This window comes from Williamsia muralis (assembly GCF_002735905.1).
GTDB classification, from domain to species: domain Bacteria; phylum Actinomycetota; class Actinomycetes; order Mycobacteriales; family Mycobacteriaceae; genus Williamsia; species Williamsia muralis_A.
This window is the reverse complement of record NZ_PEBD01000010.1, coordinates 285,344-305,247: the sequence shown is the minus strand read 5'-3', so window position 1 is coordinate 305,247 and position 19,904 is coordinate 285,344. Positions and strand designations below refer to the sequence as shown.

Sequence of the window (19,904 nt, the reverse complement as noted above, 5' to 3'; positions counted from 1 at the left end):
TTCGTCACCGGCGGACCCAGAACCGCACTAAACGCCGTCCGGGAGTCGGCCGACACCCGCGGACATCGTCGTCATGGGTGGCGCTGACGTCGCTGATCAGTTCCTGCGCGCAGACCGGGTGGATGAGCTGCGCCTGCGCATCGCGACCGTGATACTCGGCGCGGGCACCCCGTTGCGGAAGAACTTGTCCCACGTCGAACTCGTGCAGACCGACGTTGCGTCGACTCCACATGGCATCCGTGCGACGTACTCGATGAGAAGCGGTGAACCGCGGGTATGACCTGGAAGACCTGAGCTGGACGATGCACCTCGACAAACCGGCGCCAAGCTCGCGCCCGGCAGATCTTCGCAAAGAGTTCATTGTTCGAACATGTGTTCGACAAATAGTCGATTTCACGGTAGACTGGAATCAGTTGATCGAGGCCCGGGGGGACCAACCGATGACCGATACCACTTCTCTTGATCCACCGTCGACGCCGGTGTTGATGGGTCTGTATCGAGACCTGAGTTCTGTCCTGGACCAAATAGCGGGCGCGTCTTCGTCTGATCTTGACGACGCGGCGGTGTGCGAGCTGGCACGAATGAACGAGAAAGCTGTTCGCGCCCTTTGTTTTCAAGGTTTACAACGGCTACTCGAAGTGTCCGATCGGGGCGCATTTCGCAAAGCAGGGCATCCAACATTGCACCGCTTCGTGATGAGTGAGTTGCGGGTTACCCGCGGCGATGCATCGTCACGGTTGAAGGCACTGGATGCCGTCGCCCGGTTTCACTCCCTACAGGGCGAGGTACTGCCGCCGAAATGCCCTGCCGCAGCAGAAGCATTGGCAGAGGGAGCAATTGGTCTCGCGCACATGGATGTCATGCTTGATGTGCGCAAACACATCCCCAACAAGGTCGCACCCGAGGTACTCGACGTTGTCGATGCGTGGATGGTCGACAACGCGCGCACGATGAATCCGACTGATCTGATCCAGTGTGGACGCGGGGTGCTGGCGCGGGTCGATCCCGACGGCACACTGACCGATGAGCAGGACCGCAAACGCAATCGCGGGTTGAGTGTGGGCGAACAGGGCGCAGATCTGATGGCCAAGATCACCGGCACCCTCGATCCGCAGACGCTGGCACTGTTCAAGACCGTGCTCGATGTGTGGGCTGCCCCAGGCATGAACAATCCTGATGACCCCGATTCTCCGGTCGGAGCCGTCGACGATCCGGGCCACCACAAAGCACTGATCGAGTCAGCCGCCCACCGCGACACCCGCACCACCGCACAGCGGCAACACGACGCGTTCAAAGCAATCTTGCGCACTGTCCTGGAGTACAAATTTCTGGGCACGTCCCATCGTGGGTTGCCGGCCCAGGTGATCATCACGATGACAAAGCAGCAACTCGACGACGTGGCGGGCATCGCAACCACCGCGTCGGGGGTGGATCTCCCAGTCAAAGACGCTCTCGAACTCGCCGCTCGCTCAGACAAGTCGTTGGCTGTATTCGCACATCACTCGGCCGAAGTCCTGTACTTCGCACGGGCGAAACGCGTTGCCCAGCAAGGTCAGCGGTTGGCGTTGTTCGCCGCCTACCGTGGCTGTTCGCACCCGGGCTGTCGCCAACCAGCCACCTGGGCCGAGATCCATCACGTGAACGCATGGATTCTGGGCGGCCTCACCAATGTCGATGAGCTGGTGCCGGCCTGCCCCGCCCATCACGCGATGATCGGCGATCGCCCTGACCAGTGGCAGACCGTCATGATCACCGAAGGCACCGACGCGGGCCGTGTCGCCTGGATCCCGCCGGCATACGTCGATCCCGATCAAGTCCCGCGGATCAACCGGGCCAACCACGTGGGCGAAACCATTGATGCCGAGTGGACCCAGGTCATCGCCACCCGCGACGAAGCGCTCAGAGAACACGAACATCGGTTCATGCGGCAGAGCCATTCACAGCCGCCAGACCTCCCGCAAACAGACCCGGTCGGCGGGGACGACGAGGGCTGACAAGTCACCACAGGTGGGCGGGTGTCGGCGGTTTGCGCCGGACACGAGGGGGTAGTCTCCGCAACAAGTTTCTCGCAGCGCAACGAGAGGGCAAATCATCATGCCGACAACAACCCCACTGCCTGCTGTGTCGACGCCAGGCGTCATCCTGCGGCACGGAAACGTCTGCACGGACGCTCAATCGTGAGCACCACCGAGAAGAACACCGGCGGATCGGCCACGTCGGCGACGTTGGGCACCAGCCTCAAACCCAGGCACATCACGATGATCTCGATCGCGGGCGTCATCGGTGCCGGCTTGTTCGTCGGGTCAGCGAATGCGATCGAGAAGGCCGGGCCGGCAGTCATCATCTCGTACGCGCTTGCCGGGACACTTGTGGTGCTGGTGATGCGCATGCTCGGCGAGATGGCCACGGCCAATCCCAACACGGGTTCCTTCTCGGTCTATTCGCACCGCGCCTTGGGGCGCTGGGCGGGCTTCTCCGTCGGATGGCTCTACTGGTGGTTCTGGGTGCTGGTGATCCCTGTGGAGGCCACCGCGGCTGCGGGGATCTTCAGCAAACTCATCGGCGGCGAACAGTGGATCTGGGCCCTCGCCGTCACACTGTTGCTCACCGCCACCAACCTCATCAGTGTCGACAACTACGGCGAATTCGAGTTCTGGTTCGCTTTGATCAAAGTTGTTGCCATCATTGCGTTCATCGCGATCGGCGTGGTGGCGATCCTCGGCTTGTTCCCGGGTTCCGAGACCAGCGGGGTCAGCCATCTCTGGGAGCCCGACGGCTTCCTTCCGAACGGATCCACCGCGATCATCTCGGCCATGTTGGTGACGATGTTCTCTTTCATGGGCACCGAGATCGTCACCATCGCCGCGGCCGAATCACCCGACCCGGAAAAGGGCATCACACGCGCGGTGAACTCGGTGATCTGGCGTATCAGCATCTTCTACATCGGTTCGATCTTCGTGGTGGTGGCCCTTGTGCCCTACAACCAGCTCGATGACGGGTCGTATCAGACAGTGCTCGAGACGATAGGCATTCCCGCGTCAGCGCAGATCATGGACGTAGTGGTGCTCACGGCAGTCGCGTCGTGCCTCAACTCCGCGTTGTACACCGCATCACGGATGTTGTATTCGCTCGGGGAACGGCACGAGGCTCCGGCCGCGGTCAAGAAGTTGACGGCCAACGGGGTGCCGTGGGTGTCCGTACTCGCGTCGATGGTGCTCGGGTTCCTCGCAGTCATCGGCAACTACGTCCTCCCCGACAAGATCTTCGGCTACCTGCTGGCCACCAGCGGCGCAGTCGCGCTGTTCGTGTACCTGTCCATCGCAGTGAGCCAACTGGTACTCGGTAAGTCGATGCGAGCCCGCAATCAGGTTCCCGCCGTGAGGATGTGGCTGTTCCCCTACCTCACCGGACTGGTCATCGTATTCATCGTCGCCGTGCTGATACTGATGGCGTTCGACTCCGATCAACGCGACGCCATCACGTTGTCGACCATCTCGGCGGTCATCATCGTGGCCATCGGTGTCTGGATGCAAAAGCGGCACGGCGATCGCGGGTACGACGCCCCGGATGCGGCGAAGGCCGCTGCACCTGGTACCTCCGGATCCGAGAAGTAGTTGCCTTTCAACCCTACGCATCCTCATCGGGCCGGCGTTGTACAGGACCCCCACCTGATCACATCCCACGCGCCGCGAGTTCTTTCGACGTCGCCCAGGCCGCGATGTCGCCGCGTCCAATGGCCACCGCAAGAAGTTCCGGGAACGCATCGGGTGTGCATGCAAACGCCGGAATCCCCATGGCGGACAGAGCCGTTGCGATGTCCCGGTCAAATGCCGGCGCACCCTCGTCAGACAGGGCCAGCAGCACGATCACCTGGATGCCGGCCGCTGTCATGGCAGCGACCCGGGCCAGCATCTTCTCCCGGAGCCCACCTTCGTAGAGATCGGAGATGAGGACGAAGATCGACTCGGCAGGCCGGGTGATCAGCCCCTGGCAGTAGGCGATCGCCTGGTTGATGTCGGTACCACCGCCGAGTGTTGCGCCGAACAAGACGTTCACCGGATCTTCCAATTCGTCTGTGAGATCGACGATGTCGGTGTCGAACAGCACCAGAGAGGTCTTTACCGACCGCATCGACGCCAGCACCGAACCGAAGATCGACGCGTACACAATCGACGACGCCATCGATGCCGACTGGTCGATGGCCACGATGACGTCGCGACCCAGGTGCTGGGCTCGTCGTCCATGCCCCACCAGGTGCTCGGGGATCACCGTTCGGTAATCCGGTTGATAGTGCTTGAGATTCCTGGCGATCGTGCGGTTCCAGTCGATGTCACCCGGTCGCGGGCGATGCGTGGTTGCCGCGCGGTTCAGCGCACCGGTGACGGCCGCACGTGTCTGGTCGGCCACTCGGCGCTCGACGTCGTCCACCACCTTGCGGACCAAAGCGCGCGCCGATGCCTTCGACGTCTCCGGGATCGCCTTGCCGAGCCCGATCAGTGTGCTCACCATCTCGATGTTCGCCTCGACGGTATCCATCAACTCAGGCTCGGCGAGCAGCCTGGTGATGCCCAGACGTTCGACGGCGTCCCGCTGCATCACCTGAACCACGTTCGAGGGGAAGTACTTTCGGATGTCACCCAGCCAGCGGGCAACCGACGGCGCCGACCCGCCCAAGCCGCCCCTGCGCGAACGGTCCGACTCGTAGAGGGCGGCCAGCGATCGATCCATTCCTTGCATGTGCCCGGGATCGGGCGTCCCGAGCGGCTCATCCGCCGCAGTGCCCACCACCATTCGCCACCGTCGAAGCCTGTTGTCTTCCACTGGGTCTGATTCATCAGGAGACATCAGAGCCCTCCTTCGCCGCCGGCGGTGTGGGCTGCGGAGCAGACAGTCCGAGCAGCGCAGCGACAACGGCGACAGCGGGCGCCGCACGCTCCGGGTCGACCGACGACGGAGCCGCCACCTGCACCACACCTCCGCCGATACCCTTCACCGACTCGGCGATGTTGCGACGGATTCCGGCCTCGAACACACTGAACGTGCGCCGGAGCAACGGGACCAGCTCGGTGAACTGCTCGTCGGGCAGTCCGGCCAGCCAGTGGTCGATGACGGCCAGCAGCGACCGATCGTGCACCAGCAGCAGGCCTCCCCCACCGATGAAACCGTCGATCCAGGCAGCCTTGTCCGCGGGCACAGCACCCACCGAGAGCGCACGATGCAACCGCGTTGCCGCCTCATCGCCGTCGATCTCCCTGGAGTCGAGCAGGATTCGGACGATGCGACCGACCAGAGAACCGTGCAGATCCCGCCGGTCGGCGAGGCCACGGAGCACGCCACGCCAGTTCGCTGCTTCTTCTCTGGCCACCCCACCCTGTTCGAGCAGCGCAGTCACCTCGTGCACCTGATCGATCAACGTCCGGAACTCGGCGGCAGCGTCCGCGCCGAGCCCGGTGATAGCAGCGGGCAGTCCCGCACAGACCCGGACCAGCAACGATGTGGTGACGTCGGCAAGGGCGCTGATGTCGGTGCCTCGCACATCGCCGTAACGCAAGGCCCGCGACAGGGCAGGCAAAGCACTCATCAGATGCTCCACATCGCGGTCGAGCGCCGCGCGGTCGCGTAAAGCGTTCAGCACCTGGCTCACCGCGTCCGGGAGGTCGGCAAGGAGCGCCTGCTCGAGCACGGCGGTGACCCCGGACAACCGGGATGCCTTGACCGCACGTTCGATCAGCCGGTTGGTCGCGGCAGCCTCCACCGTGGTCCCCCACGCCGATGCGACCACGATGTCGACCGCGAAGTCGGGCTTCCACGCGACCAGCCAGCCCTCCTTGAAGGTGCCCGAACCGCTGACCTCTTCCGAAACGCCCCAGTCGATCGACAAGGCCGCAAGCCGATGCAGCAGAACCGACTTCGCTAGATCAGGAGGTCTGCGCAGGTCCAACACGAGCTCGCGCACCATGGGTTCGATCTTGAGCCGGGCCGAACGGGCAACAGCCCGCAGGTCCGCTTCCAAAGGTACCGTCGGGGCGTCCGTGGGCGTGGACCCCAACTGCTCGCCGATCACCAGCTCGTCGGTGATCAGTCGCATCACCGTGTCGTCGCCGTCGCACATCACCGCCTCGGTCGCCTCGCTCACCTCCGCGAGCCCCGGCAGTGGTCGCCGGCGAAGCGTCGACAGACTCTCGGCGAGCCGGGCGGCCTCGATGATGTGCGCAGACGAGATCGCGATGTCTCTGGCGCGCAGCAGGTGTGCGACCTTGATCAGCCACCGGGTGATCACGTCCTGATGCTGTGTGAACAGGTGGTGGTACCAACCGGGCGACACCACCCCGGCGCCGTAGCCGGAGGCGAACGCCAGTCGCGAATGCGTCCATGGCACCCACGCCAGTTTCACCCGGACCTTGGGAGTGCCGCGCAGCACCTTCGCATCCGCTGTCGCAGGCGGCAACTTTCCCATCAACGCCGGGGCGTGCCACGCTCCACAGATCACTGCAACCTTCTGCACGCCTGGCTCTTTGACCGCTTTGCGCAGCACCTGACGCATGTGCGCCTCGCGTCGTTCCTCGTGCAGTCGTTCATCGAGATCGCCCACCGCCGGAAGTTCGTCGCGCAACGCGCTCATGGCCTCGGCAATGGCATCAAAACCTCCACCGTCCGAGCGGGTTTCGATGACGTCATCCCACCATCGTTCCGGATCGTCGTACCCGGCCGCATCGGCGAGCACTCCGATGGGATCGGTCCGTACGGGGGCACCCGCGTCGAGCCCACCCGGTTCGGCCAGGTCGAGGGTGAGGTCATCGTCCGCCGGCTCGGTCCCACTCCGGCCACCACCGCTGTGGGCCAACACCATAGACGCAGGGAGGTCACAGAATCGGACCGGCCGGGCATTGTCGACGGCCCAGCGCATGGCCTGCCACTCGGGAGAGAACGCAGCGAAGGGCCAGAATGCCGCGACCGCAGGTTTGGTTACCGCATACGCGAGGATGGCGACAGGCGGCGACATCTCGTCCGACCCGACGAAGCCCACAAGTGGGTCGGCATCCGCCGGTCCTTCGATGAGCACGATGTCCGGGTCGATGCGCCTCAACTCGGCCAGGACCCCACGGGCCGATCCCGGCCCGTGGTGCCGTATCCCGAGCACGTAGGTGCCCGGGCCAACATCTTCGGGACGCCCGGTGTCGAGCGCCTGCGGTGGCGTGGAGCCGGTACTCAGTTCCGACACCGCCGTCAAGATCCGACCTCTCGGCACGCGCGGTAGAAGTCGGCCCAATCCTTGCGTTCGCGCACAACGGCTTCCAGGTATTCCGTCCATACCACCGCATCGGCGACCGGGTCTTTGACCACGGCGCCCAGGATGCCGGCGGCAGTGTCTGAGGGTCGGAGCACACCGTCGCCGAAGTGGGCCGACATCACCGCACCGTGCGTGATCACCGAGATCGCCTCGGCCGTCGACAAGGTGCCGGACGGCTGCTTCACCCGGGTCCGGCCGTCAGCCGTGAGACCCGACCGCAGTTCGCGGAACACCGTGACCACCCGGCGGATCTCGTCGGACGCACTCGGGATCTCCGGCAGTACCAGCGTCTGCCCGAGGGCTTGGACGCGCTGCGTCACGATCGCGACCTCCTCGTCGGCGGTCGCGGGCAGTGGCAAGACCACCGTGTTGAAACGACGACGAAGAGCCGACGACAGATCGTTCACACCGCGGTCCCGGTTGTTCGCGGTGGCGATCACCGAGAATCCCTTGGCCGCTTGCACTTCGGTGTCGAGTTCGGGTATCGGTAGCGACTTCTCCGACAACACCGTGATGAGCGCGTCCTGTACGTCGGACGGGATGCGGGTGAGTTCCTCGATGCGTGCGATCTTCCCTTCACGCATCGCGGTCATGATCGGTGACGGAACCAGCGCCTGCTCACTCGGGCCCTCGGCCAGCAGTCGGGCATAGTTCCATCCGTAGCGAATCGCTTCCTCCGGAGTACCGGCGGTGCCCTGGATCAACAGGGTGGAGCGGCCGCTGATGGCGGCCGTGAGGTGCTCGGACATCCACGTCTTGGCCGTACCGGGTACCCCGAGCAGTAGGAGCGCCCGGTCTGTCGCAAGTGTCGCGACCGCCACCTCGACCAGGCGCCGGGGCCCGATGTACTTGGGAGAGATCGTCGTCCCGTCGTCCAGCGTGCCGCCCAACAGATAGGTCACCACCGCTGCTGGGGACAGATTCCAGTGTGGTGGCCGGGGCCGGTCGTCGGTGTCGGCGAGCGCCGCCAGCTCGTGCGCATACAGTTGCTCTGCATGTGGTCGCAGGATGTCTGTGTTCACCGTGGACGCATCGTTTTCTGTCACTTCATCTCCTCGGTGATCGCGGCACGCAGGATCAGCGCCCACTTGAGTGGTTCGAGCAACTGGGGCCAGCCGCCCTTCATCCGGTCGGTGACCGCATCGATCTGTTCTATCCAGCGGTGACCCGGTCCGACGGGGAGGCCCGTTCGCAGGTGATCGACCAGCCCACGCCAATGCCAGAGTTGCGTTCCCGAGCCCGTGATCGCCTCTCGGAGAACGAGGTTGAGGGCTGTCGCGGCGACCTCGTCCGGCCACGGCACAGGTAGGTGTGGCAGCACCGCTCCGGGCGGGCGTCGGTTGCGTAACCACCACACGGCCGCCTCACCCCGCTCTGCCTCGTCGAGCACTCCGACCAATCCGGGTTCGGCGCCTTTCCATCGATACAGAGTCCCAGCCCACCTTGCGCTGTGTTGCGCGACGGCGGCAGCGCTCCAGGCACCGAGGACGATGTCGGCGTCGTCATCGGCCACCGCCTCGACCAGAGACGCCGGATGTTTGCCGAAGATGTCCTCCCACAACGACAGTGGCGCTCTCTCGAGAACTTGACGGGCATGCCAGGCGCCCGCCCCTGTTCCCCGTGGCGGTGTGGGGTCGATCCCGTCACGGCGAGCGGCCTGGTCGGCACCCTCCGGCAGTGCCAGTGCGATACGCCACCGGCGGCCACCACCGGAACCCACCAGGACAGCGCGGGCTCGCTCGATCATCCGTTTCTGCAACCCGGAGTCGGGAATCTTGGTGAGCAGGCCGGCCGCGCCGGCCCGCACCGATCCCTTGCGGTCGTCGAGGGCCATCTCGAGAAATGCCTCGTCGGTGGACGACAGCCCGACCTCGAGCGCGCCGAGCAACGCCGCCCTGACGTCACCGGGCTCCGATGCCCAGGTCTCCTGAAGCCGACGCAGGGCTTCGGCCGAATCCGCTGTACGCCAACGACGCAACACCTCCACCCGCGTCGGTGTGTCCCCGAATGACCACACCTCCTCGACATCGACATCGGGCTCGGCAGCGAGATCACGGGCCGGGAGGATGCCGGGGATGTCACTGACATCGCTGAGCCACCGCCCCCGTTCACCGACCAGAACCGCTACTGCAGGTCTGATACGGACCTGTCTGGCGGTGCGTTGCAGCAGTGCCGGGATCATCGCCGGTGGCACTCGCAGGTCGCGGGCGGCCATGGATTCGATGGCCCAGGTGGCCAGCTCTTCACCGGAATCGAGTGCCTGACCGAGCAGTCCGGCAAGCCGTTCGTTCATCATCGGCCGGTCTTCGTCCGGTGCGGGCGCCATCGCGTCAACCTGAGGTCCGGCCGTCATCCCCGCCCGGACGGCCACCGTGTCGAGGGCCGCGATCGAGTAGACCGCTGCGACGGCGTCTCTGCGGTCGATCCGGCCCACCGGCTCGGCGATGGCCGGGTCGAAGTCGGTCATCTCGAGCGCTTTGCCACCCACCCCTACCGTGGCCGCGGACACCAATTCGTCCCAGGCGTTCATGCCGCGCCTGTCTGCTGTACCGAAAATGGTTCGGTTGCAATCGGATCGAGCCCTTCCGGTCCCAGTTCGCCGAACACCTGCACGGCATGGCCGCCGGAGATGGCCAGCAGGGTGTACCAGCGGTCGTCGGAGGTGTCGAGGCTCACCGACGCGCCGTCATCGTCGACGAGCAACCTGGCGCCTTCAGCGACGGCGGGGCGCCCGACGATGGCCACCGGATAGGTCTGCAACCAAGGATCTTTCGCTATGGCATCTGCACGGTCGGACAGTGCGGCCGTGACGGTGTCCCCGAACAACTGCACGCCCGAGCTGGTCTCATCCGGCGGCCTGATCCCGAGGTCGCCGTCGGCAACCAGCGCGCGCAGCGGGGGCGACCCCGGGTAGAAGTACAGCGGGCCGTCGAACACCATGCCTGCGAGAAACCGACCGTCGAGCCCGGCCGTGGTGGGCGCGAACGACAACACCACCGCGCGTCGTCCGGTGCCGCTGCCCCACAACCAGATCCGGCGGGTGATCAGCTGCTCATCATCCCGGTCACGGACGGCCACGATCTTCCAGGTGTCGCTCACGGGTGCGCTCGCCAACACGTCGGCCCGGGCAACCGGGTAGCCGACATGCCTGCGTACGTTGGCGGCCATCGCCGGCTCGAGGTCACGTAAGGATCGATGTGCCTGCACCAGCAACCGAAGCATCGCCAGTTCTCGGAGCAGCCGCTCGGGCCAGCGGGTGCCCGTCACCATCACAGGCAGCTCACGTACCCGACGGGCCAGGCCAGGCGCTTGCGCATCGACGAGTCGCGCCGCCACCGGATCGAAACGCCGGTAGGGATCCGCCTCCGCACCGGCCAAGCCGCTGCGCACCTGGTCATCGAGCCACATCTCGAACTCGTCCAGGCCGCCGGCGACGCGGAGTTCTCGCTCCTGTGCAGTGCGGGCCGCACGTTCGGGATCTTTCGGTTCCGCTCGGACCGGACGGGACGGCGCCGCGGCGGTTTTCGCTATACGCTCCTCGATCCACGGTCTGGCAAAGTCTGCGACCTGCGGTTCTTCGGGCACACCGCCCGCAGTCCAGAGCAACATCAGCCCGAGCGCATGTTTGCAGGGAAACTTCCGCGAAGGGCAAGAGCACTTGTAGGCAGGACCGCTCAGATCGACGATCGTCTGGTACGGATTTCTACCGCTGCCTCGGCAGAGCCCCCACACCACCTGGTCGGCGCAGCCCCGCGAGGACCACGGCGCCGATACGGAGAGTTTTCGGCCCGCCGCCTGCGAACCCGGGTCGGGGGCGAGCGCCAGTACCTGCTCGGCCCGCCATCGCTGTGTGCCCACACTTCCAACCAACCACAGAGCCCGGACAACCGCATCGACCGGGAGTTCAGAGGTTCTTGGCGACCTCACGGAATGTCTGATACGTGGCCTTCAGCGTGTCCGCCGCCACTGTCGAATCGGCCATCGAGCCGACCTGTCCGCACCGCCAGGTGTCGAGCGAGATGTGCATGAGCGACATGAACACCGACACGATCACCCGCACCCGCGCGTCGTCGGCCGGCACTTCCATCCGCTCGGCGACCTTGTCGCTGATGCTGCGGAACTTTCTGTCGCTGAGCTCCATTCCACGCGCATTAACCGCCGGCGCGTTCTGGATGATGCGGTTCATCGTCTCGAACCGTGAGAGGTCGATCGAGCCGACGGGGCAACGTCCACCGAGGATCTGCACCTGCGCGTTGATCAGCGCTTCGATCTCGTTACCGGTGCGTGGTTGCGCGTCGAGTGAGTCGGCCATGGCCACGATCATGTCCTCGGCCGGCGCGAGCACAACGTCCTCTTTGGTCGCGAAGTAGCGGTTGAAGGTACGAGGCGAGATGTCTGCGGCGTCCGAGATCTGGTCGACGGTGGTGGCCTCGAAGCCTTGTTCGTCACACAACTTCAGGGCAGCCGCGATCAGCCGATCACGGGTCTGCACCTTCTTGCGTTCCCGAAGACCGGCCCTGACCTGGCCAGTTGCGGCTTCTGCGAGTGTCACGTCCACATGATAACCCGGCGTCTCAAAAATTGCTGCGGAGCACGCCAATTGGCGATGTCCGCATTTTGTCACTTGACGACTTCTGTCTGACTCTGCCACTATTGCCGAGGACCCAATCACCCCCTCTTCAGATATGAGGATCTCGTGGCTTCACCCGACACCGTCATCTCACAGGATTCACCTGACAGCGGGCTCGCGAAAGACAGCGCGGCCGCACCGAAGTCGACCGGCGACTCGCGCCGATGGTGGGCGCTGGGAATCATCGCCCTCGCCCAGCTGATGGTGGTACTCGACGCCAGCATCATCACGATCGCCTTGCCCTACGCGCAGGTCGACCTGGACATCTCCGATGCCAACAGACAGTGGGCGCTCACCGCCTACACCCTGATGTTCGGCGGTCTACTGCTACTGGGTGGCCGAATGGCCGACTACCTGGGGCGCCGCCGGATGTTCCTGATCGGCCTGGCCGGTTTCGCCGCATCGTCGGCCATGGCCGGATTCGCCTGGGACGCAATGTCCTTCTTCGCCGGACGCGCACTGCAGGGTGTGTTCGCAGCCATCCTCGCCCCCGCAGCCCTGTCCCTGATCACCGTCACATTCACCGAACACCGTGAACGTGCGCGCGCCTTTGCCGTCTACGCAGCAGTGTCGGGCGGTGGCGCCGCGATCGGTCTCATCGCAGGTGGCGCGCTCACCGAGTACCTGTCGTGGCGCTGGACCATGCTGGTCAACACCCCGATCGCGATCATCGCGGCCATCGGTGGACTGTGGCTGGTGATCCGGGACATCCCCACCAAACGAACCGGTGGCTATGACCTCCCCGGCGCGATCACGGTGACCCTCGGCCTGATCAGCATCGTGTACGCGTTCACCAAGGCAGCTGAATCCGGTTGGGGCGCTGCATCGACCATCTTCTTCTTCATCGCCGGCGCAGTGTTGCTCTCCGTGTTCGTGGCGATCGAGATGCGCACGTCGAATCCGCTGCTGCCGCTCCGTATTCCTGGCGAACTCAACCGCGGTGGCGCCTACCTGGTCGCCTTCATCATCCCGACGGCGATGTTCGCGATGTTCCTCTTCCTCAGCTACTACTTCCAGAACACCCTCGGGGAGACACCGCTGCGGGCCGGAGTCCTGTTCCTGCCGTTCCCGATCGCTCTGATCGTGTCAGCGGGGGCGGCCAGCTCGCTACTGCCGCGCTTCGGTCCGCGCCCGCTGATGATCGCCGGCACCATCTCGGGGGTCCTGGGCTATCTCTACCTCGCCCAACTGGACTCCGACTCGTCATGGCTGACCCACGTGCTGCCCAGTGAGCTCCTGATCGCCCTCGGCATGGGTCTGGTGTTCGTGGCCATGCAGGCAGTGGCGCTGCACCGCATCGACGTCAAGGACTCGGGCGTGGCCAGCGCCCTGGTGAACACCGCGCAGCAGGTCGGCGGATCGGTGGGCGTTGCGCTACTGAGTACGATTGTGGCGCAGGTGTTCTCGAACGATTCCGGCAGCGCAACGAGGATCGGCGAAGACGGAAAGCCCGTCCCCGTCGATCCAGAGGCCTTCATCTCGGCCAGCATCCACAGCTATGACGTGGCGTTCTACTGGGGAGCCGGGTTCATGGCGCTGGCTCTTGCGGTCACCGTCTTCATGATCCGCATGAATCGGCACGCCCTGGGCGACGAAACCCAGAATGCCGCGGTGGTTGCCGCCTGATCTTCATCGGCCGGAGAACCGGGTCGTGCCCTCGCGGGCGCGGCCCGGTTTTTGCCGTCACTCCAGCGCCGCACAAGAATTTGCTCCACCTGCTGACGTTTGCTCCGATTGCAACCGGAGCGCACGCAGGCAGGTGGAGCGGACTTCGTAAGCCGAGGATCGGCGGGTGCGGCAGGCTTGACCCTGACACCGTGTCAGCCTGCAACGTGGGGATCGCCATGAAAACCATCGGAGAATTCGCCAAACTCGGCCGGGTGTCGGTGCGGATGTTGCGGCACTACGACTCGATCGGTCTGCTCACACCGCAGGTCATCGACCCCCACAGTGGATACCGGTTCTATGAGGTGTCCCAGCTGGAACGGCTCAACCGCATCGTCGCGCTCAAGGACCTCGGTCTACGACTCGAGCAGGTGCGCCGCATCCTCGACGGCGAGCTGACCGGTGCGGATCTACGCGCGATGCTGAGGTTGCGTCAGGTCGAACTCGAGTCGCAGATTCGTCAGGATCAGCACCGGCTCGCCCGGGTGGAGGCGAGGCTTCGACTCATCGAATCGGAGGACAGCATGTCAGAACCCAACATCACCACCAAGACGGTTGAACCGGCCACCACCATCGGCCTTCGGGCCCTGGCCGATAGTGTCACCAGCGAAGACATCGGTCCGGTGATCCAGCCGCTGTACCCACGGATCATCGAGGCCCTGGGCGCCGCAGGACAAACACCCATCGGACCGAGCATCGCCTACTACGCTCCGGCACCCGAACACTCACCCGACGCGGTGTGGGTACACGCCACCTTCCCGGTGGCCGCCGACTCCGTTGCCGGGCTGGAGACCTTCGACATCCCCGGCGGCGAAGTGGCCTCGATGATCCACCTCGGGTCGATGGATCAGATCGACAGCACCTACCAGACACTGAACCGGTGGGTCGGCGAGCAGGGTTACACGCTGACCGGTCAGGGTCGGGAGATCTACCTCGAGATGTCAGATGATCAGAGCCAGTGGGTCACCGAGGTGCAGGTCGATTTCGTGCGGTAGCCCCCCTGACAAATAATCGCTCCACCTGCTGACGTTTGCACCGGTTGCAACCGGAGCGCACGCAAGCAGGTGGAGCGAATTGCGTCAGCCGAGAACCAACGTCTCGCCGTCTGCGCTGGTGTTCACGGGCACTACGTCTCCGTCGGTGATGTCACCGGAGAGCAGCGCCCTCGCGAGCTGGTCGCCGATGGCCTGCTGAACAAGTCGACGCAGCGGTCGAGCACCGTACAGCGGATCGAAACCGCGTGTGCCGAGCCACTTCTTGGCATTGTCCGAGACCTCCAGGTGCAATCGACGCTGTGCGAGCCGCTTCTGCAACTGGCCAAGCTGGATGTCGACGATGGACACCAACTGCTCCTCGGTCAGCGAGTCGAACACCACCACGTCGTCGAGCCGGTTGATGAACTCGGGCTTGAACGCCGAGCGCACCGCCGCCATGACCTGATCCTTGTTGCCGCCTGCGCCGAGGTTCGACGTGAGGACCAAGATGGTGTTCCGGAAATCGACAGTGCGGCCTTGACCGTCCGTCAACCGTCCCTCATCGAGCACCTGCAACAGCACGTCGAACACGTCGGGGTGGGCCTTCTCGACCTCGTCGAACAGCACCACCGTGTACGGGCGACGCCGAACTGCTTCGGTCAACTGGCCGCCGGACTCGTAGCCGACGTAGCCCGGAGGCGCACCCACGAGCCGCGCGACGCTGTGCTTTTCGCCGTACTCACTCATGTCGATGCGCACCATCGCGCGCTCGTCGTCGAACAGGAACTCTGCCAGCGCCTTTGCGAGCTCGGTTTTGCCGACACCCGTGGGGCCGAGGAACAGGAACGACCCGAGCGGACGGTTCGGGTCGGCCACACCGGCCCGGGCACGGCGAACCGCGTCAGACACCGCCTCGATGGCCTGCTTCTGGCCGACGACCCGCGATCCGAGTTCGTCTTCCATCCGCAGCAACTTGGCGGTCTCGCCTTCGAGCATGCGACCTGCAGGGATACCAGTCCACGATGAGACGACCTGCGCCACATCGTCGGGACCGACCTCCTCCTGCAGCATCACATCGCCGTTGACCGCACCCGACTTGGCAGCAGCCGCGTCGAGTTCCTTTTCCAAGACGGGGATCTGGCCGTATCGGAGCTCTGCTGCACGTCCCAGATCGCCGTCTCGTTCGGCGCGCTCGGATTCACCACGGAGGTGCTCCAAACGTTCCTTCAGATCTCGCACCGCGTCGATGGCCTGCTTCTCACCCTGCCAACGCGCGGAGAGTTCGTTCAGCTTCTCGCGGTGATCGGCGAGTTCCTGGCGCAGTTTGTCCAGGCGCACCTTGGAAGCCTCATCGGTTTCCTTGGCGAGCGCGACCTCCTCGACCTCGAGTCGACGGACCACACGCTCGACTTCGTCGATCTCGACCGGACGGGAGTCGATCTCCATCCGCAGACGCGATGCCGCTTCGTCCACGAGGTCGATTGCCTTGTCGGGCAGGAACCTTGCGGTGATGTAGCGGTCGCTCAGGGTGGCGGCGGCAACGAGTGCGGAGTCCGTGATCCGAACACCGTGGTGCACCTCGTAGCGCTCTTTGAGCCCCCGCAAGATACCGATGGCGTCTTCGACCGAGGGTTCTCCCACGTACACCTGCTGAAACCGGCGTTCGAGAGCGGCGTCCTTCTCGATGTACTGGCGATATTCACTCAGTGTGGTGGCACCGACAAGTCGCAGCTCGCCGCGGGCCAACATCGGCTTGATCATGTTGCCTGCGTCCATCGCACCTTCACCGGTGGCACCGGCGCCGACGATGGTGTGCAGCTCATCGATGAACGTGATGACCTGGCCCGCAGACCCTTTGATCTCTTCGAGAACGGCCTTCAGGCGCTCCTCGAACTCCCCGCGATACTTCGCGCCGGCGACCATCGACCCCATGTCCAAGGACACAACGGTTTTGCCGCGCAGGCTCTCGGGGACGTCGCCGGCGATGATGCGCTGGGCGAGTCCCTCGACGATGGCGGTCTTGCCCACGCCGGGCTCACCGATCAGAACGGGATTGTTCTTGGTGCGACGGCTGAGCACCTGCACCACACGGCGAATCTCGGTGTCGCGGCCGATGACCGGGTCAAGCTTGCCTTCGCGTGCGGCCGCGGTCAGGTCGGTGGAGTACTTCTCCAGCGCCTGGTACGTGCCTTCTGGATCGGCAGTGGTGACGCGGGCGTTGCCGCGCACGGCCACAAACGCATCGCGCAACGATTGCGGAGTCGCGCCCAGGTTGGCGAGCAACTTCGCGACGTCGGAGTCACCAGTTGCCAAACCGACAGCGAGGTGTTCGGTGGAGACGTACTCGTCGCTCAATTCGCCGGCGAGCTGCTGGGCCGCCGAAACGGCTGCGATTGACTCGCGGCTGAGTTGAGGCGTGGAGCTGGCTCCGGACGCCTTGGGTAGCCGGTCGACCAACTGCTGGGCAGCGGTACGCGCCTGAGCGGGATCAACGCCGACCGCCTTGAGCAGCGGCGCAGCGATCCCGTCGGACTGATCGAGCAGCGCGACGAGCACGTGTGCCGGTCGGACATCGGGGTTGCCTGCGGCGGCTGCCGCCTGCACCGCGGCCGACAGTGCGGCCTGCGTCTTGGTGGTGGGGTTGAAACTGTCCACTCGTGCACCTTCCTTCGGTAATAACAAGCAGGTACGGGCTCCTAGTGTGCCCGTTCAGAAGGTGTAACGCACCAAGAGTTGAGTCTGTTCCGCTCAAGTAAAAGTTGTTGGGTCGGCCGTCTCGACACGGTGTGCTTTCATGGCCGACGTTGCGCCGTCCTTGTGACCGCGACCACAATTGTGGTATTTCTGATACAGAGATATCAATCTCGTTTCATTGCATTACAGGGCTTAAAAATAATAAGGGTCGGGAAGGACCATCATGCTGTCTGCCATCTTCTATTTCATCGAGTCCATCGACAATGCGCTTTGGGATTTCGCGGAAACCATCGTCACCGGCAGTGACGCCTAGGCCGATTCCGCTTCTCACCAATAGGCGACCGACTCGTCACTGGCCGTGTGCAGCCATACTGCACACGGTCAGCGCGCGCGCAGCAGGGCTTCTGGCGTCCCGCCAACACATCTCGCGGTCGGTCGCGGTGAACGAACTGAGTGGTCACGCCCGCCTTCGGCGGTCTTCGCAGAGAAGTCATGGAATTCAACACAACAGCATACGAGGCGGCCCCACGAATGAACCCTGGCGCGCCCTCGATTTCGACCATCGCGCATTTTCGACGTGCTGTCCGCCGATTACATCGCAATTCCCGTTGCATACAATCATTGCGGGGGCACACATTCCCGAGGGTGCGGCCCGGCACGCTCGAGCATTCTAAATTCTTCGGCGGCAAATCCCCATCTTGACGACGGCGACAGTTGCGATGTCCTGAACAGCGCCCTCACATGATTCCGCGTAGGTAGGCAGTCAACGCACCGACCGCTGCTGGTCGAGCGTCGGGAGACGGGGTCGCGATCTGGGTGAAGACGAGGGAATCGATGAGCCGCATGAGCTCGTGTGTACGTGTCCTGGGATTGCTCACACCGAAGCGGGACAGCACCAGCTCGGTGGCGTCCGCTGCGCCGGCCTGCACAGCAGACGCCGACGAAAGTGCTCTGTGTAGAGCGTCGTCCGTTGGCAACTCGATCAGCAGCGCGTAGCGGGCGCGCATATCAACCGGCCGGCCGACGAATGAGTCCATCAGTGCGGTGGCGGCGGCGCTGAGCCTACCGACCCGTTCCTCGACGTCATCCGGCACGGTCGTGCCGAGGTCGAGCAGGATGTTGTCGGCATTCGTCGCGCTGCGTTTCGCGAGCCTATTCGCAGCAAGGCCGAGAAGCGCGTGCCGCGTCGGCGCGTAGTACGACGTGGAGCCCTGAGGTATTCCTGCGGTCGAATCGACAGTGCGATGGGTCAGCCCGCGCAATCCCTGCCCGGCGATCACAACGATGGCCGCATCGGCGATGACGTCAGCCCGCGACTGACTGCCCGTTCCTGATGTCATGCGAAAACCCTACAGATGTTGCACTCTTCCTCTACAACTGTAGAGTCGAGCAGGCAATGGCACTACAGGTGTAGCAGGAGAACGGCATGAAGGTCGCAGTGGTGGGGGCGGGTATCGGCGGGTTGTGTGTGTCCGTCGGGTTGCAGCGCAGCGGTGCCGCAGTCACCGTGTTCGAACGTTCGGAACGGGTTCGTGCAGGCGGGTCCGGACTGTCGGTCTTCGGCAACGGACTCCGTGCACTCGAATCGCTTGGACTCAGGGAACAGTTCGAGGCGATCACGTCGCCGACGGCTTCGGCCTACCGCAGCGGACAACAACGGCCTGACGGGCGATGGCTGGCCACGATCCCGTCTGACGCAGTGACCGACTTGCGAATTGCTCACCGCGCCGATCTGCACCACATGCTGCTGGCCCAGTTGCGGCCTGGAACCCTCCGATGTTCAGCGGAGGTGACCGACGCTCATGCCAACGGAACCGTATGCATCCGCCGGCCGCCCGGTTCTTCGAGCGTGCAAGACTTCGACCTCGTCATCGCGGCCGACGGCCTTCACAGCGGCCTCCGCGCTCGATGGGGCCACGACCCCGGCGTCCGTTACGCCGGATACAGCGCTTGGCGGGGTATCACATCCACGCCGGTCGACCTACAGGGCGAGGCAGGCGAAACCTGGGGCGAGCAAAAGCGATTCGGTGTCGCGCCCCTGGCCGACGGTCGTGTGTACTGGTTCGGTGTCGCCAGCATGCCACGGCGACGACCCCTGTCCGCGCTGGACGAAGTCGCCGAACTGAACCGGTTGTTCGGCACCTGGCACTCCCCCATTCCCGAATTGATTCACAACACCGAGCCCGAGAGCATCTCACTTCTGCCCATCGATGAACTCGCCGCCGACCTTTCGTCGTACCGATACGGCCGCGGTGTCCTACTGGGTGATGCCGCTCATGCCATGACTCCCAACCTCGGTCAGGGAGGTGGTCAGGCGATGGAAGACGCCGCGACGCTCGCCGTACTCCTATCGCCCATTGCCGCGGTCACCAATGCTGATGTGCGCACCATCGATTCAATTCTCAGCAGTTATGACAAAGCCCGCCGACCGCGGACCCAAACCCTTGCGAGACGGTCCCGTCGACTCGGAACGGTTGCACACGTCCGCGGACGCAGCCGCACGGCCATTCGGGACCTGATATTGCAGACCACGCCACCGTCGGCGCTCCGGGCACAACTCAAACGAACGCAGAACTGGTATCCACCCACGGCAGTCTCGCAGATCATTTCGACCTCAGGCGAGTAGTGCAGATCGCAATCGCGTTCTGGG

At 64.4% G+C, this 19,904-nt stretch carries 14 protein-coding genes; 6 read left to right on the top strand and 8 right to left on the bottom strand.

The genetic code is table 11. The features are described 5' to 3' along the window. Positions 1-73 precede the first annotated feature (73 nt). The 3 genes from CSW57_RS15145 (at position 74) to CSW57_RS15135 (ending at position 3,614) form a co-directional block, all read left to right on the top strand. Positions 74-280 (top strand): dihydrofolate reductase family protein, encoded by a 207-nt coding sequence (locus CSW57_RS15145; RefSeq protein ID WP_099383582.1) that lies wholly within the window; start codon positions 74-76, stop codon positions 278-280. A gap of 22 nt (positions 281-302) precedes the next feature. Then, a complete protein-coding gene (locus tag CSW57_RS15140; protein ID WP_317615617.1) occupies positions 303-1,994 on the top strand; it encodes an HNH endonuclease signature motif containing protein in 1,692 nt (563 codons plus the stop codon). A 264-nt stretch (positions 1,995-2,258) separates the two neighbouring features. Continuing rightward, a complete protein-coding gene (locus CSW57_RS15135; protein WP_099384496.1) occupies positions 2,259-3,614 on the top strand; it encodes an amino acid permease in 1,356 nt (451 codons plus the stop codon). 58 nt (positions 3,615-3,672) lie between these two features. On the opposite strand, the gene CSW57_RS15130 is transcribed toward CSW57_RS15135, so the two are convergent. From CSW57_RS15130 to CSW57_RS15105, 6 genes are read right to left on the bottom strand one after another with little or no spacing between them, the layout of a single operon-like run. Next, entirely contained in the window at positions 3,673-4,845 is a 1,173-nt protein-coding gene (locus CSW57_RS15130; protein ID WP_099383580.1) for a VWA domain-containing protein, read from the bottom strand. Beyond that, positions 4,835-7,312, bottom strand: coding sequence for a DUF5682 family protein (locus tag CSW57_RS15125; protein WP_370623967.1), 2,478 nt, complete (start codon positions 7,310-7,312; stop codon positions 4,835-4,837). The genes CSW57_RS15130 and CSW57_RS15125 overlap by 11 nt, the downstream gene beginning before the upstream one ends. Beyond that, on the bottom strand, positions 7,228-8,337 hold the full coding sequence (locus tag CSW57_RS15120; RefSeq protein WP_099383579.1) for an ATP-binding protein: 1,110 nt from the start codon (positions 8,335-8,337) through the stop codon (positions 7,228-7,230). Before CSW57_RS15120 ends, CSW57_RS15125 begins: the two co-directional genes overlap by 85 nt. Then, positions 8,334-9,821, bottom strand: coding sequence for a DUF5691 domain-containing protein (locus tag CSW57_RS15115; RefSeq protein ID WP_099383578.1), 1,488 nt, complete (start codon positions 9,819-9,821; stop codon positions 8,334-8,336). The genes CSW57_RS15120 and CSW57_RS15115 overlap by 4 nt, the downstream gene beginning before the upstream one ends. Next, complete coding sequence (locus tag CSW57_RS15110) at positions 9,818-11,149, bottom strand: SWIM zinc finger family protein (protein WP_099383577.1); 1,332 nt, start codon at positions 11,147-11,149, stop codon at positions 9,818-9,820. The genes CSW57_RS15115 and CSW57_RS15110 overlap by 4 nt, the downstream gene beginning before the upstream one ends. A gap of 46 nt (positions 11,150-11,195) precedes the next feature. Beyond that, positions 11,196-11,843 carry a TetR family transcriptional regulator gene (locus tag CSW57_RS15105; RefSeq protein ID WP_223249281.1) on the bottom strand — a complete coding sequence of 216 codons (648 nt, stop codon included), beginning with the start codon at positions 11,841-11,843 and terminating at the stop codon, positions 11,196-11,198. A gap of 144 nt (positions 11,844-11,987) precedes the next feature. Between CSW57_RS15105 and CSW57_RS15100 the strand changes: the two genes are divergently transcribed. After that, positions 11,988-13,547 carry an MFS transporter gene (locus CSW57_RS15100; RefSeq protein WP_223249280.1) on the top strand — a complete coding sequence of 520 codons (1,560 nt, stop codon included), beginning with the start codon at positions 11,988-11,990 and terminating at the stop codon, positions 13,545-13,547. A gap of 218 nt (positions 13,548-13,765) precedes the next feature. Then, positions 13,766-14,581, top strand: a complete 816-nt coding sequence (locus CSW57_RS15095) for a MerR family transcriptional regulator (RefSeq protein ID WP_099384493.1) — start codon at positions 13,766-13,768, stop codon at positions 14,579-14,581. Positions 14,582-14,665: 84 nt separating this feature from the next. On the opposite strand, the gene clpB is transcribed toward CSW57_RS15095, so the two are convergent. Continuing rightward, positions 14,666-17,215: an ATP-dependent chaperone ClpB gene (gene clpB, locus CSW57_RS15090; protein ID WP_099383575.1), complete on the bottom strand. Its 2,550-nt coding sequence runs from the start codon at positions 17,213-17,215 to the stop codon at positions 14,666-14,668. Between the two features lie 776 nt (positions 17,216-17,991). Next, a complete protein-coding gene (locus CSW57_RS15085) occupies positions 17,992-18,594 on the bottom strand; it encodes a TetR/AcrR family transcriptional regulator (protein ID WP_099383574.1) in 603 nt (200 codons plus the stop codon). 86 nt (positions 18,595-18,680) lie between these two features. On the opposite strand from CSW57_RS15085, the gene CSW57_RS15080 reads away from it, so the two are divergent. Next, positions 18,681-19,880, top strand: coding sequence for an FAD-dependent monooxygenase (locus tag CSW57_RS15080; RefSeq protein WP_099383573.1), 1,200 nt, complete (start codon positions 18,681-18,683; stop codon positions 19,878-19,880). Positions 19,881-19,904 lie beyond the last annotated feature (24 nt).

Coding starts and splice junctions, on each gene's coding strand:
- CSW57_RS15145 (WP_099383582.1), top strand. CDS start 74: ATGGGTGGCGCTGACGTCGCTGATCAGTTCCTGCGCGCAGACCGGGTG.
- CSW57_RS15140 (WP_317615617.1), top strand. CDS start 303: ATGCACCTCGACAAACCGGCGCCAAGCTCGCGCCCGGCAGATCTTCGC.
- CSW57_RS15135 (WP_099384496.1), top strand. CDS start 2,259: ATGATCTCGATCGCGGGCGTCATCGGTGCCGGCTTGTTCGTCGGGTCA.
- CSW57_RS15130 (WP_099383580.1), bottom strand. CDS start 4,845: ATGTCTCCTGATGAATCAGACCCAGTGGAAGACAACAGGCTTCGACGG.
- CSW57_RS15125 (WP_370623967.1), bottom strand. CDS start 7,312: ATGGACGGAATACCTGGAAGCCGTTGTGCGCGAACGCAAGGATTGGGC.
- CSW57_RS15115 (WP_099383578.1), bottom strand. CDS start 9,821: ATGAACGCCTGGGACGAATTGGTGTCCGCGGCCACGGTAGGGGTGGGT.
- CSW57_RS15095 (WP_099384493.1), top strand. CDS start 13,766: ATGAAAACCATCGGAGAATTCGCCAAACTCGGCCGGGTGTCGGTGCGG.
- CSW57_RS15085 (WP_099383574.1), bottom strand. CDS start 18,594: ATGACATCAGGAACGGGCAGTCAGTCGCGGGCTGACGTCATCGCCGAT.
- CSW57_RS15080 (WP_099383573.1), top strand. CDS start 18,681: ATGAAGGTCGCAGTGGTGGGGGCGGGTATCGGCGGGTTGTGTGTGTCC.